Source organism: Streptomyces sp. NPDC031474, from assembly GCF_055581185.1.
This window is the reverse complement of sequence record NZ_JBVIJX010000006.1, coordinates 26,339-41,390: the sequence shown is the minus strand read 5'-3', so window position 1 is coordinate 41,390 and position 15,052 is coordinate 26,339. Positions and strand designations below refer to the sequence as shown.

Annotated in this window: 15 protein-coding genes; 10 read left to right on the top strand and 5 right to left on the bottom strand. The window is 68.9% G+C overall.

Annotation, left to right across the window (positions count from 1 at the left end; translation table 11 throughout):
- The 7 genes from nadC (at position 1) to ACZ5SK_RS13285 (ending at position 4,599) form a co-directional block, all read left to right on the top strand.
- Positions 1-987 carry a carboxylating nicotinate-nucleotide diphosphorylase gene (nadC, locus tag ACZ5SK_RS13315; protein ID WP_334578072.1) on the top strand — a complete coding sequence of 329 codons (987 nt, stop codon included), beginning with the start codon at positions 1-3 and terminating at the stop codon, positions 985-987.
- Between the two features lie 15 nt (positions 988-1,002).
- Positions 1,003-1,800 carry a type III pantothenate kinase gene (locus ACZ5SK_RS13310; RefSeq protein ID WP_079660679.1) on the top strand — a complete coding sequence of 266 codons (798 nt, stop codon included), beginning with the start codon at positions 1,003-1,005 and terminating at the stop codon, positions 1,798-1,800.
- Positions 1,801-1,919: 119 nt separating this feature from the next.
- Complete coding sequence (locus tag ACZ5SK_RS13305) at positions 1,920-2,618, top strand: hypothetical protein (protein ID WP_361708627.1); 699 nt, start codon at positions 1,920-1,922, stop codon at positions 2,616-2,618.
- A gap of 64 nt (positions 2,619-2,682) precedes the next feature.
- Entirely contained in the window at positions 2,683-2,862 is a 180-nt protein-coding gene (locus ACZ5SK_RS13300; RefSeq protein WP_334578071.1) for a hypothetical protein, read from the top strand.
- A 173-nt stretch (positions 2,863-3,035) separates the two neighbouring features.
- A complete protein-coding gene (locus tag ACZ5SK_RS13295; RefSeq protein WP_443041247.1) occupies positions 3,036-3,479 on the top strand; it encodes a BlaI/MecI/CopY family transcriptional regulator in 444 nt (147 codons plus the stop codon).
- 10 nt (positions 3,480-3,489) lie between these two features.
- Entirely contained in the window at positions 3,490-4,038 is a 549-nt protein-coding gene (locus tag ACZ5SK_RS13290) for an amino-acid N-acetyltransferase (RefSeq protein WP_334578069.1), read from the top strand.
- A gap of 225 nt (positions 4,039-4,263) precedes the next feature.
- On the top strand, positions 4,264-4,599 hold the full coding sequence (locus ACZ5SK_RS13285) for a histone-like nucleoid-structuring protein Lsr2 (protein WP_079660675.1): 336 nt from the start codon (positions 4,264-4,266) through the stop codon (positions 4,597-4,599).
- Here the strand turns inward: ACZ5SK_RS13285 and ACZ5SK_RS13280 are convergent.
- The gene (locus ACZ5SK_RS13280; protein ID WP_361708539.1) at positions 4,578-5,348 is read right to left on the bottom strand and encodes an SCO3374 family protein; all 771 of its coding nucleotides are present in this window, start codon (positions 5,346-5,348) and stop codon (positions 4,578-4,580) included. The genes ACZ5SK_RS13285 and ACZ5SK_RS13280 overlap by 22 nt on opposite strands.
- A 430-nt stretch (positions 5,349-5,778) precedes the next feature.
- On the opposite strand from ACZ5SK_RS13280, the gene ACZ5SK_RS13275 reads away from it, so the two are divergent.
- On the top strand, positions 5,779-8,304 hold the full coding sequence (locus tag ACZ5SK_RS13275; protein ID WP_079660672.1) for an ATP-dependent Clp protease ATP-binding subunit: 2,526 nt from the start codon (positions 5,779-5,781) through the stop codon (positions 8,302-8,304).
- A 98-nt stretch (positions 8,305-8,402) separates the two neighbouring features.
- On the opposite strand, the gene ACZ5SK_RS13270 is transcribed toward ACZ5SK_RS13275, so the two are convergent.
- Positions 8,403-9,044, bottom strand: coding sequence for an HAD family acid phosphatase (locus ACZ5SK_RS13270; RefSeq protein ID WP_334578067.1), 642 nt, complete (start codon positions 9,042-9,044; stop codon positions 8,403-8,405).
- 537 nt (positions 9,045-9,581) lie between these two features.
- On the opposite strand from ACZ5SK_RS13270, the gene ACZ5SK_RS13265 reads away from it, so the two are divergent.
- A complete protein-coding gene (locus ACZ5SK_RS13265) occupies positions 9,582-10,172 on the top strand; it encodes a M23 family metallopeptidase (RefSeq protein ID WP_334578066.1) in 591 nt (196 codons plus the stop codon).
- A gap of 11 nt (positions 10,173-10,183) precedes the next feature.
- Here ACZ5SK_RS13265 and ACZ5SK_RS13260 read toward each other — a convergent pair whose 3' ends face one another.
- Positions 10,184-10,771 carry a TetR/AcrR family transcriptional regulator gene (locus ACZ5SK_RS13260; protein WP_468575987.1) on the bottom strand — a complete coding sequence of 196 codons (588 nt, stop codon included), beginning with the start codon at positions 10,769-10,771 and terminating at the stop codon, positions 10,184-10,186.
- A gap of 167 nt (positions 10,772-10,938) precedes the next feature.
- On the opposite strand from ACZ5SK_RS13260, the gene ACZ5SK_RS13255 reads away from it, so the two are divergent.
- Entirely contained in the window at positions 10,939-12,519 is a 1,581-nt protein-coding gene (locus ACZ5SK_RS13255; protein ID WP_334578064.1) for an MDR family MFS transporter, read from the top strand.
- Between the two features lie 325 nt (positions 12,520-12,844).
- Here ACZ5SK_RS13255 and cseC read toward each other — a convergent pair whose 3' ends face one another.
- Positions 12,845-14,179: a two-component system sensor histidine kinase CseC gene (cseC, locus tag ACZ5SK_RS13250; protein WP_468158671.1), complete on the bottom strand. Its 1,335-nt coding sequence runs from the start codon at positions 14,177-14,179 to the stop codon at positions 12,845-12,847.
- A gap of 28 nt (positions 14,180-14,207) precedes the next feature.
- Positions 14,208-14,909 carry a two-component system response regulator CseB gene (cseB, locus tag ACZ5SK_RS13245; protein WP_319347366.1) on the bottom strand — a complete coding sequence of 234 codons (702 nt, stop codon included), beginning with the start codon at positions 14,907-14,909 and terminating at the stop codon, positions 14,208-14,210.
- Positions 14,910-15,052: the final 143 nt, after the last annotated feature.

Sequence of the window (15,052 nt, the reverse complement as noted above, 5' to 3'; positions counted from 1 at the left end):
GTGAGCACCCCCGACCTTCCCCTCGCCCAGAGCGGCGGCTGCGGCGACGGCTGTGCCTGTGGCGCCGACGCCGGGTTCGCCGACGAGGAATACCTGGAGTGCGGGCTCGACCCCGCGCTCGCCCAGCTCCTGGCCGACGCCGGACTCGACCCCGTCGAGGTCGAGGACATCGCCAACGTCGCCATCCAGGAGGACCTGGACCACGGTGTCGACGTGACGACGGTCGCGACCATCCCCGAGGACGCGGTCGCCACCGCCGACTTCACCGCGCGCGAGGCAGGCGTGGTCGCGGGCCTCAGGATCGCCGAGGCGGTCGTGTCGGTCGTCTGCTCGGACGAGTTCGAGGTCGAGCGGCACGTCGAGGACGGCGACCGGGTGGAGGCCGGCCAGCAGCTGCTGTCGGTCACCACGCGCACGCGTGACCTCCTCACCGCCGAGCGCAGCGCGCTCAACCTGCTGTGCCGCCTGTCCGGCATCGCGACCGCCACGCGCGCGTGGGCGGATGTCCTGGAGGGCACCAAGGCACGCGTGCGTGACACCCGGAAGACGACGCCGGGCCTGCGCGCCCTGGAGAAGTTCGCCGTCCGCTGCGGCGGAGGCGTCAACCACCGCATGTCGCTGTCGGACGCGGCCCTGGTCAAGGACAACCACGTGGTCGCCGCCGGCGGCGTGGCCCGCGCCTTCGAGGCCGTACGAGAGGCCTTCCCGGACGTGCCGATCGAGGTCGAGGTCGACACCCTGCACCAGCTGCGCGAGGTCGTCGACGCCGGCGCGGATCTGATCCTGCTGGACAACTTCACGCCCGGCGAGTGCGCCGAGGCCGTCGGCATCGTGGGCGGACGAGCCCTGCTGGAGGCGTCGGGCCGGCTCACCCTGGAGAACGCCAAGGCGTACGCCGACACCGGCGTCGACTTCCTCGCCGTGGGCGCCCTGACGCACTCCTCGCCGATCCTGGACATCGGTCTGGATCTGCGAGCGGCCGAGTAGGAACGGGGAACGGCCATGCTGCTGACGATCGACGTGGGCAACACGCACACCGTGCTCGGCCTGTTCGACGGTGAGGACATCGTCGAGCACTGGCGGATCTCCACCGACGCCCGCCGCACCGCGGACGAACTCGCCGTACTCCTGCAGGGCCTGATGGGCATGCACCCGCTCCTCGGGGACGATCTGGGCGACGGCATCGACGGGATCGCGATCTGCGCCACCGTGCCCTCCGTGCTGCACGAGCTGCGCGAGGTGACGCGGCGCTACTACGGCGACGTCCCCGCGGTGCTCGTCGAGCCCGGCGTGAAGACGGGCGTGCCGATCCTTTTCGACAACCCCAAGGAGGTCGGCGCCGACCGCATCATCAACGCGGTCGCGGCCAACGAGCTCTACGGCGGCCCGGCGATCGTCGTCGACTTCGGAACGGCGACGACGTTCGACGCGGTCTCCGCGCGCGGGGAGTACGTCGGCGGCGTCATCGCCCCGGGCATCGAGATCTCCGTCGAGGCCCTCGGCGTCAAGGCCGCACAGCTGCGCAAGATCGAGCTGGCCAGACCCCGGAGCGTGATCGGCAAGAACACGGTCGAGGCGATGCAGTCCGGCATCGTCTACGGGTTCGCCGGCCAGGTCGACGGAGTGGTGACCCGGATGGCCCGGGAGCTGGCGGACGACCCGGACGACGTGACGGTGATCGCCACGGGCGGGCTGGCGCCGACGGTCCTCGGCGAGTCCTCGGTGATCGACGAACACGAGCCGTGGCTGACGCTGATCGGGCTGCGCCTGGTGTACGAGCGCAACGTCTCGCGTATGTAAGCCACCACCAGGGCGGATTCCGTCGGATTGGGGCGCGCCACACCCGCCGTTTATATCGAATTTGTCTGATTAGCGCGTATCGTCACGGCATGCCCACGCCCTACGGATCCCGCGGCGGCATGGCGTTCGGCGCGGAGGAGCTGCGTGTGCTCCGCCGCGCCCTCGCCCTCGCCCTCCACCCCGGCCCCGTCTCCGCCGAGGACGTCCAGGACTGCCATCGCCTCGCCGAGTCCCTCGACGAGGCGATGCGCGAGGCCGCCCGGTTGCGGGCCTTCCTGGTGGCCGACCTCGCCCGGTACCGCGCCGCCCTCCCCGGCACCGCAGCCGGCTACCTCACGCTCCTGGAGGAGGTCCTGGCCACCGGCTACCGCCCCGACGTCGACGACCTCGCCGCGCTCCGCGCCCTGCGCGGCAACCCCACGGCCGCCGTCCTCCTGGACCGCTGCCAGACGCTCGCCGAACAGGACGTACGCGCCCGCCTGGCCCGCCGTACGGCCCGCAGGCTCTCTGTGCCCGCTCCCGCCGTCCCGGCGTCCCGTACGCGCCTCCTGGCCCTTCCCGGGGGCCGCTCCGCCGAAGGCTGCGCCCGCCTTTCCGCGGTGGCTGAGGACGCGGGCGAGCGTCCGGGCGAGGAACCCAGGAAGAAACCCGCCGAGAAGCCGGCGCCACCCGCGCCCGCCCCCGGCCCCCGTCCCGCCGGGCCGTCCGACCCGAAGCCCGCCCGCCGGCCCATCCCGACGCCGGGCGAGGTCTTCCCGCGCCGCAAGCCGACCCCGCCGCCCGCCACCCCTGACCAGCAGCGGCTGGCCGCAGGCTGAGACGAGGGCCGTCGCCGGGCGACCCCGCCCGGATGTCCCGTTCCTCCCTGGCTACCCTGGATCCATGGACTACGTCTCCGCGCTCGTGCCCCCCGTCGTCATGGCCGTGTTCTTCATCGGTGTGATCAGGGTGATCGTGAAGACCCAGGGCGGGGCCAACAAGGCCAAGGAGGACGCGGTCGTCGACGCCGCCCTCGCGCGCGCGGAGAGCACCCACCAGGCCTCCGCGAGCCCCGACGCCTGACCGGGTCACGACGCTTCCGCGGCCATCCTGGGCGTGCGGCTCCTTTCGGGGCCTGCACGCCCTTTTTGTTCCTGTTTGCCGATGAAAGTGCACGTCCGGCACGCGATCGGCGAGATCTCCCACTATTGTTCTGAGCTGTGCCTCGCCCATTGGGAGAACTCGAAGACGCGGTCATGACGCGGGTGTGGAAGTGGAACCGCCCGGTGACCGTTCGAGAAGTCCTGGAAGACCTTCAGCAGGAACGGTCCATCGCGTACACCACCGTGATGACCGTTTTGGACAATCTCCATCAGAAGGGCTGGGTGCGCCGTGAAGCGGAAGGCCGGGCCTATCGATATGAGGCGGTCTCCACCCGCGCCGCCTACGCTGCCGCCCTGATGAACGACGCGTGGGCGCAGAGCGACAACCCGGCAGCCGCTCTCGTCGCCTTCTTCGGGATGATGAGCGACGAACAGCGACATGCGCTGCGCGACGCCGTACGCATGGTCCAAGGTCCCGAAACCGCCGAACCCGCAACCGGGGAGAGTGCCGGGAGCACAGGGAGTACGGCAACTACGGCAAGTACCGCGACTACGGGGGAGAACCCCGCCTCGGCAACGGAGGCCGACGGGCGATAGCGTCCGGCCCATGTCCGCAGAGAGTCCCTCCGCCGAGAACCCCGAAGTCAACGCTAAAGCCATCACCGTCCGGCGGGCCCGGACCGGCGATGTCCCCGCCGTCCGCCGTCTCCTTGACGCCTACGTCCGCGGCGGCATCCTGCTCGACAAAGCGACGGTGACGCTTTACGAGGACATCCAGGAGTTCTGGGTGGCCGAACGCGACGACAACGCCGAGGTGGTCGGCTGCGGCGCCCTGCACGTCATGTGGGAAGACCTGGCGGAAGTCCGCACTCTCGCGGTGAAGCCCGGACTCAAGGGCGCCGGCGTCGGTCACCAGTTGTTGGAGAAGTTGCTCCACACCGCACGCTGGCTCGGGGTTCGCCGCGTTTTCTGCCTGACCTTCGAAGTCGACTTCTTCGGCAAGCACGGCTTCGTGGAGATCGGCGAGACGCCGGTCGACACCGATGTCTACGCGGAGCTGTTGCGTTCCTATGACGAGGGCGTCGCGGAGTTCCTCGGACTCGAACGAGTGAAACCGAACACCTTGGGCAACAGCCGGATGCTTCTGCATCTGTGATCGTGGCCGTCCATTCCGCCCGACCCGCCTAGCCGGGGTTCCCTATGTCCGAAACGCGCATGTTTCCGGTCCGGGGCGGGCTGCCGGTCTCTGTCAGGGGTTTGTGTTTTCCCAGGAAAAGCGGTTTGCTTTCCGACGTACTGCAGTACTGCATATAACAGGGCGCGGCTAAACGGCGGACGCCGCGGACCCCCGTCCCTCACGTTTTCGATGAAAGGAAATCCGGTGGCACAGAAGGTTCAGGTCCTTCTTGTCGACGACCTCGACGGCGGCGAGGCGGACGAGACCGTGACGTTCGCGCTGGACGGCAAGACGTACGAGATCGATCTCACGACTACCAATGCGGACAAGCTGCGTGGACTTCTGGAGCCCTACGTGAAGGGCGGCCGTCGTACCGGTGGCCGTGCTTCGGGTGGGCGTGGAAAGGCGCGCGCCACTTCCGGCGGCAGCCAGGACACCGCTCAGATCCGTGCGTGGGCGAAGGAGAACGGTTACGAGGTCAATGACCGTGGCCGCGTTCCCGCGTCCATTCGCGAGGCCTACGAGAAGGCCAACGGCTGAGCGCTCGCGCGCCGCAGCCGGACACGGTGACAATGCGTCGCCAGCGAGTCCACCAGCCGTACGAGATCGGGGGCGCCCCCACCGCCCCCCATGGCCGACATCGTCGGCAGCGAGGCCTCGACCTCGCGCCCTGCCACGGGGGGCCGCAGCCACACGGCGGCCCCCTGCACCGGCTCGGAGCTGTCCAAGCCCGTGAGAGGCCCCATGGCGCGGCCCGGAACACGGCTCGACGCAAGGCCCTGACCGAGGCCCTTGTCGCAGTCAGGATCGTGGCCCTGATCGAGGCCCGGATCGCGGCTCATGTCCCGGCCGCCCGCATGCCGGCCCGGGTTCTGGTCGGGCGGCGACGGCGCCTCGATGCGACCGCCCGCGCCGATCGCCGTCAGGTCCAGGGGCAGTGCGCCCCACTCCAGCCACCGCAGGATCCCCGGCACCTCCTCCGCGCCGCCCGCTGCCACGAGCAGCCGCAGCCGGTCGCCCCGCGCGGCCACCGGCGAGCCCGGCGCCAGGCGCCGCAGCGCCGCGAGGCCCGCCTCGGCCGGTACGTCCAGGACGTCGAAGCGCTCGCCCACCAAAAGTCGTACCGGGTCCCCGGGCACGGTCGCCCAGCCCAGTTCGTTCTCGTACCAGCCGCGGATCCGGTCCGCCCGATCGTCCGGACCGTCCGGATCGAGCGGCCGTCGAGGGAGGGGAACCGTGAGGAGTGCAGAGGCGGCCGAGCCGGCAGCCGGGGGGACTGAGCCAACCATGCCAAGCGCAACCGCCAAAAAGGCTCCCAAGTTACGCTGGGTGTTCCCATGGCTGCGTCGTGTGTCGACAATCGGGGCGGCTGGGAGTGTCGGGAGGCGCAAGGTTGTTCGCCCATAGCGGAGGGAACCGGTGCCCGCGGCATGGAGTGTCAGTCCCAGCGGGTAAGACATCCCTAGTGGGAGGGGGCGACACGCAGGAAAGGCCGTCTCACGTTCGCCATCGGCGTACTGGCGAGTGGGGTAACTGCCTGGCCTGCGGGAACATCGTCTCGCACCATCGGGTTGGAGCAGATGTCGGCGTTCGGGGTCAGGAGGCCATCGACGGTGTCGGCAGTTGGAATGAGCGGTCCCCGCTTGCGGGACTAAGCTGCGGAAGGACAGGGAGGGGAAGTTCCCCCCACTGCCTGACCGCTCTGAGGAGCGATTAACGATGTTCGAGAGGTTCACCGACCGCGCGCGGCGGGTTGTCGTCCTGGCTCAGGAAGAAGCCCGGATGCTCAACCACAACTACATCGGCACCGAGCACATCCTCCTGGGCCTGATCCACGAGGGTGAGGGTGTCGCCGCCAAGGCCCTTGAGAGCCTCGGGATTTCGCTCGAGGCGGTCCGCCAGCAGGTGGAGGAGATCATCGGCCAGGGCCAGCAGGCCCCGTCCGGGCACATCCCCTTCACCCCCCGTGCCAAGAAGGTCCTGGAGCTGTCGCTCCGCGAGGCCCTTCAGCTGGGCCACAACTACATCGGCACGGAGCACATCCTGCTCGGCCTGATCCGCGAGGGCGAGGGCGTCGCCGCCCAGGTCCTCGTCAAGCTGGGCGCAGATCTCAACCGGGTGCGGCAGCAGGTCATCCAGCTGCTCTCCGGCTACCAGGGCAAGGAGACCGCCACTGCCGGCGGGCCTGCCGAGGGCACGCCCTCGACGTCCCTGGTCCTCGACCAGTTCGGCCGGAACCTCACCCAGGCCGCTCGTGAGTCCAAGCTCGACCCGGTCATCGGGCGCGAGAAGGAGATCGAGCGGGTCATGCAGGTGCTGTCCCGCCGTACCAAGAACAACCCGGTCCTGATCGGTGAGCCCGGCGTCGGCAAGACCGCCGTCGTCGAGGGCCTCGCCCAGGCCATCGTCAAGGGCGAGGTGCCCGAGACCCTCAAGGACAAGCACCTCTACACCCTGGACCTCGGCGCGCTGGTCGCCGGTTCCCGCTACCGCGGTGACTTCGAGGAGCGCCTGAAGAAGGTCCTCAAGGAGATCCGCACCCGCGGCGACATCATCCTGTTCATCGACGAGCTGCACACGCTGGTCGGTGCGGGTGCCGCCGAGGGCGCCATCGACGCCGCTTCGATCCTGAAGCCGATGCTGGCCCGCGGTGAGCTGCAGACCATCGGCGCCACCACGCTGGACGAGTACCGCAAGCACCTGGAGAAGGACGCGGCCCTCGAGCGCCGCTTCCAGCCCATCCAGGTCGCGGAGCCGTCCCTGCCGCACACGATCGAGATCCTCAAGGGTCTGCGTGACCGGTACGAGGCCCACCACCGCGTCTCCATCACCGACGAGGCGCTGGTCCAGGCCGCCACCCTGGCCGACCGCTACATCTCGGACCGCTTCCTGCCGGACAAGGCGATCGACCTGATCGACGAGGCCGGTTCCCGGATGCGCATCCGCCGGATGACCGCGCCGCCGGACCTGCGCGAGTTCGACGAGAAGATCGCGGGCGTGCGCCGCGACAAGGAGTCCGCGATCGACTCGCAGGACTTCGAGAAGGCCGCCTCCCTCCGCGACAAGGAGAAGCAGCTCCTGGCCGCCAAGGCCAAGCGGGAGAAGGAATGGAAGGCCGGCGACATGGACGTCGTCGCCGAGGTCGACGGCGAGCTGATCGCCGAGGTCCTCGCGACCGCCACCGGCATCCCGGTCTTCAAGCTGACCGAGGAGGAGTCCTCGCGTCTGCTGCGCATGGAGGACGAGCTCCACAAGCGGGTCATCGGGCAGGTCGACGCCGTCAAGGCGCTGTCGAAGGCGATCCGTCGTACGCGTGCCGGCCTCAAGGACCCGAAGCGTCCGGGTGGTTCGTTCATCTTCGCCGGCCCGTCCGGTGTCGGTAAGACCGAACTCTCCAAGGCGCTCGCCGAGTTCCTCTTCGGTGACGAGGACGCGCTGATCTCCCTCGACATGTCGGAGTTCAGCGAGAAGCACACGGTGTCGCGTCTCTTCGGTTCCCCGCCCGGATACGTGGGTTACGAAGAGGGCGGCCAGCTGACCGAGAAGGTCCGCCGCAAGCCGTTCTCCGTCGTCCTTTTCGACGAGGTCGAGAAGGCCCACCCGGACATCTTCAACTCGCTGCTGCAGATCCTGGAGGACGGTCGTCTGACCGACTCCCAGGGCCGGGTCGTGGACTTCAAGAACACGGTCATCATCATGACGACCAACCTCGGCACCCGGGACATCTCCAAGGGCTTCAACCTGGGCTTCGCGGCCTCGGGCGACAAGAAGTCCAACTACGAGCGCATGAAGAACAAGGTCTCGGACGAGCTCAAGCAGCACTTCCGCCCCGAGTTCCTCAACCGCGTCGACGACGTGGTGGTCTTCCCGCAGCTGACGCAGGAGGACATCCTGCGGATCGTCGACCTGATGATCGGCAAGGTCGACGAGCGCCTCAAGGACCGGGACATGGGCATCGAGCTCTCCCAGTCCGCCAAGGAGCTGCTGTCCAAGAAGGGTTACGACCCGGTGCTGGGTGCGCGTCCGCTGCGTCGCACCATCCAGCGCGAGATCGAGGACACGCTCTCGGAGAAGATCCTCTTCGGTGAGCTGCGCCCCGGTCACATCGTGGTCGTGGACACGGAGGGCGAGGGTGAGACCAAGACCTTCACCTTCCGCGGCGAGGAGAAGTCGGCCCTGCCCGACGTCCCCCCGATCGAGCAGGCGGCCGGCGGCGCCGGACCGAACCTGAGCAAGGACGCGTGACCCTCCGGGGTTGACCCTCCGGGGTTGAGCCTCCGTCCGAGCTGACAAGAGGGGCCGGTGCTGAAAGGCACCGGCCCCTCTTGCATGTCCGCGACGGGTTACGACAGCTGCCCGTCGTAGTCCGGCAGCTTGTACGTCGTCTCGGCGTGGCCGCCGGAGAGGTCGGTGGCGCTGTTGCCGATGTTGGCGATGATCGTGTAGCCCTTGCTCTCGATGTTCACGCGCTGGGCGGTCTTGTAGGCGGCGACGTCCTTGAAGAGGTCGAGGAAGCCGCGCACGTAGAGCCCGGAGACCTGGTAGCCGACGTACTTGAGGTTGTAGTCGGTCACCCCGGAGATGATGCCCGGGCGGGCGGTGACGAAGAACAGGGAGACGCCGTGCTCCTGGGCGTACTTGGCGACGTCGAGGACCGGCTTGTTGGCCGGCTGCGGGTAGCTGAAGCCGAAGTCGGTCTCCAGGGTCGTGTTGTCGATGTCGAAGACGACCGCCTGCTTCTCGCCCGGCTTGACGGCGGCGATGCGCTGCTTCAGCGCCGGCAGGGCCTTGTCCATCACGGCCTGGCAGTCCTGCTGCCAGGTGGCGTAGTCGACGTCCTCCGCGGCGGCCGCGGAGGCGGTGGCGAGGGTGGAGGTGCCGGTGGCCGTCGCGGCCTGGGCGCCGACCGGGACGGCCATCGCGGTGACCGCGGCCGTCGCTGCGGCGGTCATGGCTATGCGGCGCGTCCAGGTGCCTCTGGTCATGTGTGGGGTCCTCTCGCGTCCTTGCGTGCCGGTGTCGTGGGCATGCTCATCGTTGGGGGTGGCCTGAGGGGAACCAGCGGGTTACTGGACGGTAGTGGTCGATGAGAGGCCGGTCACAGACTCTTGTCTGCGATCGTGACCGGGGTCACAAGTGGCCTGCGGGGCAGGGGAGTAGTCGCCGTCACATTCAGAAGTCCCTTGAGGCGGGCGGCCGGTGACATGCCGCACAGGCGAATAGGGCCCTACTAGCCCGGATAGTCGCCATAAATGCATAGAAAAGGGACATTGAGCCTGGAGTCCTGACCCCTGCTCCCGCCCCGCTCCCACCCCTACTTTGGCCGCCGGCGGGGATCGGTGCCGAAAATGTCGGGAAGGGGCGATCTGTCAATAAGTGGGAAGTCTTGATGTGAAGTACTAGCTTCCGTCGTAGATCACACGTTTGGGCGTATGTGGGCCCCCGGGTTACCAAGGGATGGCCACTCCGGCAGAGCTTCGTGCCGGGTGGTTTCCTCTGTCCCCGTTCCCATGAGGTCTTCGATGTTCCAGCACGTCACGTTCCGTTCTTCCCGTACGTCCCTGCTCCGCACCCGCGTGGCCGTCGGGGCCGCCGCCGTCGGCGCCTCGGTCGTGCTCGGAACCGGAGTGGCGTCCGCCGCTGCCCCTGCCGCCGCGCCCGCCGCGCCCGCCGCCAAGAAGGCCGTCTCCGCCGCCTCCTGGATCGACCCGGTGAAGAAATACACGCTGACCGCGAGCTTCGCCCAGGCCGGCGCCATGTGGCAGGCCACCCACAGCGGTCAGGACTTCGCCGTGCCGAGCGGCACCAAGGTGATGGCCGCGCACGGCGGCACCGTGGTCAAGGCCGGCGGCAACGGCGCCGGTGACGGCCCTGCCTACGGCAACGCCATCGTGATCAAGCACGCCAACGGCGTCTACTCGCAGTACGCCCATCTCTCGCAGATCGACGTGAAGATCGGCCAGATCGTCAAGACGGGCCAGAAGATCGCGCTGTCCGGCAACACCGGCAACACCAGCGGTCCGCACCTGCACTTCGAGATCCGTACGACCGCGAACTACGGCTCGGCGATCGACCCCGTCGCGTTCCTGCACGCCAAGGGCGTGAAGGTCTGACGCCGACGTGATCAGGCGCCCTGGTGCGCCTGCGTCACCAGATCGATGGCGACCTCGAGGACGGCTTCCCGCTTGTCCTCGGGGTCGCCTTCGAGGTCCTGCAGGAAGAACATGCCGGCGTGCAGCGTGAAGATGGCGCTCACGCAGCGGACCTGGTCGGTCAGGGGAGCGTCCGGGTCGATGATGATGTCGCGCAGGCTGCGCGTGCGGTCCTTGAACGATTCGCCGATCTGGAGTTCCCGCACCGTCGCCTGGTTCTCCTGCATGAAGCGGAAGAGCGGGGTCGCCTCGGAGAGGGCCTGGCTGTAGCGGCGGACGAGCTCCTGCTTGGTCTCCAGGGTGTGCGGCTGGTCCCTGCCCCACTCGATCAGGTCTTCGATCGGCTTCGTCAGATCCCCGAAGATGCTGACGATGATCTCTTCCTTGGTCTTGAAGTGGTAGTACAAGGCAGCCTTGGTGACCTCCAGGCGCTCCGCGATCTCGCGGAGGGAGGTCTTCTCGTAGCCCTGCTCGGCGAAGAGTTCGAGTGCCACGTCCTGGATGCGCTGTCGGGTATTGCCCCGGCGCTGCTGCTTTGTGCCGTCCATGGTGACGTCCATCCTCGTACTCCTTGAGCTCCCGCGGACACTTACTTGCCGCCCGGCTAGTTGGAGGCGGGAACTTACTTGACGCCCGGCTAATGACAGGTCTACCTTCCCAGTGTAGTGAACTAGCCGGGCGGCAAGTAAGTGGCCGGTCGGGGGGAGTACCCAGGGGAGTGGGGAAGATGGCGGACACAAAGACAGCGGAGACCGGGGCGGAGAAACCGCCGAGGAGCGTGCGGGTCGTCCTGCTCGCGCTGATGATCACGATGATGCTCGCGATGCTCGACAACATGATCGTGGGCACCGCGATGCCGACGATCGTCGGCGAACTGGGCGGGCTCGAACACCTTTCCTGGGTGGTGACCGCGTACACCCTCGCGACCGCCGCCTCCACCCCGATCTGGGGCAAGCTCGGCGACATGTACGGCCGCAAGGGCGTCTTCATGTCGTCGATCGTGCTCTTCCTGGTCGGATCCGCGCTCAGCGGCATGGCCCAGAACATGGGCGAGCTCATCGGCTTCCGCGCGATCCAGGGCCTCGGCGCGGGCGGTCTGATGGTCGGCGTCATGGCGATCATCGGCGACCTGATCCCGCCGCGCGAGCGCGGCAAGTACCAGGGCATGATGGCCGGAGTCATGGCGCTCGCGATGATCGGCGGCCCGCTCGTCGGCGGCACCATCACCGACAACTGGGGCTGGCGCTGGTCCTTCTACATCAACCTGCCGCTCGGCGCGGTGTCGCTGGCTCTCATCAGCACCGTCCTGCACCTGCCGAAGAAGCGGTCGAAGGCGGGCATCGACTACCTCGGTGTCGTGCTGCTGACCGTCGGCATCACCTCCATCGTCCTCGTCACCACCTGGGGCGGCTCGGAGTACGCCTGGACGTCCGCGCGGATCATGGAGCTCATCGGCATCGGCGTCGCCTCGCTCATCGGGTTCGTGTACTGGCAGACCAGGGCCGCCGAGCCGATCGTGCCGCTGCACATCTTCCGCAGTCGCAACTTCACCCTGATGTCGATCATCGGCTTCATCACCGGTTTCGTGATGTTCGGCGCGACCCTCTTCCTGCCGCTGTACCAGCAGTCCGTGCAGGGCGCTTCCGCGACCAACTCGGGGCTGCTGCTCCTGCCGATGCTCGGCGCCATGCTGGTCACCTCGATGGTGGCGGGCCGGGTGACCACGAACAGCGGCAAGTACAAGGTCTTCCCGGTCGTCGGCAGCGTCCTCATGGTCATCGGCCTGTACCTGCTGTCCACGATGGACACCGGGACCAGCCGCCTCACCTCCGGTGTCTTCATGGCCGTCGTCGGACTCGGCATGGGCTGCCTGATGCAGATCACGATGCTGGTCGCGCAGAACAGCGTCGAGATGAAGGACATGGGCGTCGCGTCCTCGTCCACCACGCTCTTCCGTACCCTCGGCTCCTCCTTCGGCGTCGCGATCATGGGCGCGCTGTTCAACAACCGGGTCCAGGACGTCATGTCCGAGCGGGCCGGCGCACTGGGCTCGAAGGTCACCGAGCAGTCCGCGCAGCTGGACGCGGCCAGCCTGGCCAAGCTGCCCGCGGTGGCCCGGGAGGCCTACCAGCACGCGGTGTCGGCCGGCACCCACTCGGCGTTCCTGCTGGGGGCCGTGGTGGCGGTGGTCGCGCTGGTCGCGGCGGTGTTCGTGAAGGAGGTTCCGCTGAAGGGGGCGGGGCCGCAGAAGACGGACGAGGCGAGCGGCGGTGCGGCGCCCGCGCCGCCCACCATGGTCGAGGTCTGACCTCGCCCTGAACGAAGGCCCCCCGGCGGTGTCCGCCCCGGGGGGCCTTCCTGCGCGTCTGAACGGGCACCGCTCTCGCGGACTTGGTCGGAACCCGGGGGGCCTTCCATCGACGGTCGCTGCCTCAAGGGGGGCATGGCGGCTACTCCCGCTACCCCTTTCGGCCGTGTCTTCAAGGAGGCTTACGGCCAGACGCCCGGCCAGTCCCTCGTGCACGGCCGTGTCGAGCGGGCCGAGGAGACACTCCGCCGTAGGAGCGGCCGTACGGCATCGAGGCGCTCCGCTCGCCGACCCGGCGCACCGGTCGCAGCTCGCACGGCCGCCCTCACGGCATCATCGGATAGCTTCCCGTGTTCGTCGGCGCGTGCTCGGGCAGCCACAAAACGGCGACGGCGCCCTCGGACGGCATGCGCTCGGGTGCTCCCGCGGGCCGTACGTTGCGGAAGGTCAGCCGGGCGCCCAAGACACGGGCCTGGCCCGCCGCGATGGTCAGGCCGAGCCCGTGGCCGTGCCCGGCGCGGTCGGTGCTGCCGGTGCGGAAGCGGCTCGGCCCCTCGGCCAGCAGGTCCGCGGGGAAGCCGGGGCCGTGGTCGCGGACCCGGATGACCCGGCCCTCGACGGTGACCTGGATCGGCGGCTTGCCGTGCCGGGCGGCGTTGGCGAGCAGATTGAACAGGACCCGCTCCAGGCGGCGTGGATCGGTCGTGACCATCGACTCGTGCACCACCCGCACCTCGATGTCCGGGTCCTTGGCCGCCACCCGCCGGGCCACGAACTCGCCCAGCACGATGTCCTGCAGCTCGGCCCGCTCCGAGGCGCCGTCGAGACGGGCCACCTCCAGCACATCCTCGACGAGGGTGCGCATGGCCTTCGCCCGGTCCAGGACCAGCTCCGTCGGCCGGCCGGGCGGCAGCAGCTCGGCGGCCGTCAGCAGTCCCGTCACCGGGGTGCGCAGTTCGTGCGCGATGTCGGCGGTGACCCTGCGCTCGGCCTCCAGCCGTTCCTGGAGCGTGTCCGCCATGGCGTCGACCGCACTCGCCAGGTCGTCGGTCTCGTCGCGCACGACCCCGCCGATGGCGTCTCGTACACGGACGTCCGACTCTCCCTTGGCGACCTGGTTCGCCGCGGCCGCCGCCTTGCGCAGCCGGCGCGAGAGCTGCCCGCCGATGAGGACGCCGAGCGCGCTGCCGCCGAGGACGACCGCGATCGAGCCGATCACCAGAGCCTGGTCGAGGTCGTTGAGGATGTCCGTGCTGCGGTCGGTGAACCCGGTGTGCAGGGACAGCACATGCCCGTCCTTGACCGGCACGGCCGCCCAGATGTCCGGCACACCGCCCGCGCGGTCGGAGACGAACGTGGCCCGGCGGCCGTCCCGGACCTTCTCCTCCAACGCCGGCGGCAGGTTCGAGTCGTCGATCTTGATGTTGGGGAAGTTCGGCCGCCCCGACGCCTCGTAGTTGCGCTGGGCGAGCTGGACGCGCTCGTCGGCGAGGTCGCGCGCGTTGTCCAGCATGGACACGCGTGCGGCGTTGTGCACGACCAGGCTCAGCGTGATCGCCACCAGCGCGCCGACCAGCGCGATCGCCGCGCTCAGCTTCCACCGCAGACCCGTACGGATGCCCATGCGCTCCGCACGGGCCGGAACCAGGTGCCGGATCATCCCCCGCATACTCCCGCCCCTGCCCCGCTCAGGCCTTCAGCTTGTAGCCGAAGCCGCGGACCGTCTCGATACGGTCCTGTCCGATCTTCGTTCGCAGCCGCTGCACATGGACGTCGACCACCCGGGTGTCGCCGCCCCAGCCGTAGTCCCACACCCGCTCCAGCAGTTTGTCGCGCGAGAGGACCGTGCCCGGAGCGGATGAGAACTCCAGCAGCAGGCGCATCTCGGTCGGGGTCAGCGCCACCGGCTGTCCGGCCCGGCGCACCTCCATGCCGTCCGTGTCGACCTCCAGGTCGCCGAAGGTCAGCACGCCACCGGCGGCGGAGGCGGCGGGCTCGGTGCGGTCGCCGCCGCCCGCGTGGCCGAAGCGGCGCAGCACGGCGCGGATCCGGGCGACCAGCACGGCGCCGTCGAAGGGCTTGGTCACATAGTCGTCGGCGCCGGCCTCCAGGCCGAGGACGACGTCGATGGAGTCGGCGCGCGCCGACAGCATGATCACCGGCACGGTGGACTCGTCCCGGATGCGCCGGCACAGGCTCACGCCGTCCAGGCCGGGCACCATGACGTCCAAGAGCGCGATGTCGGGGCGGTCGGCACGGAACGCCTCCAGACCCGACAGGCCGTCGGGCATCGCGGTGACCGCGAAGCCGTCCCGCTCCAGGGCGAGCTGGGTGGCTTCGCGGATGACGTCGTCGTCCTCGACGAACAGGACGTGTGTCTGGTCTGCCATCCCGGTGCTCTCAGTTCTCGTATGAGTATGCGATGCGTATGCGTTGTGGTGCGCGGGCCGGCCGTCAGTCTGAGGCCCGTCAGTCCGTGTGCTGCCAGTCTGCGGTCCGTCAAGCTGTCGGTGTCCTGTCGAGGGTGCCCCAT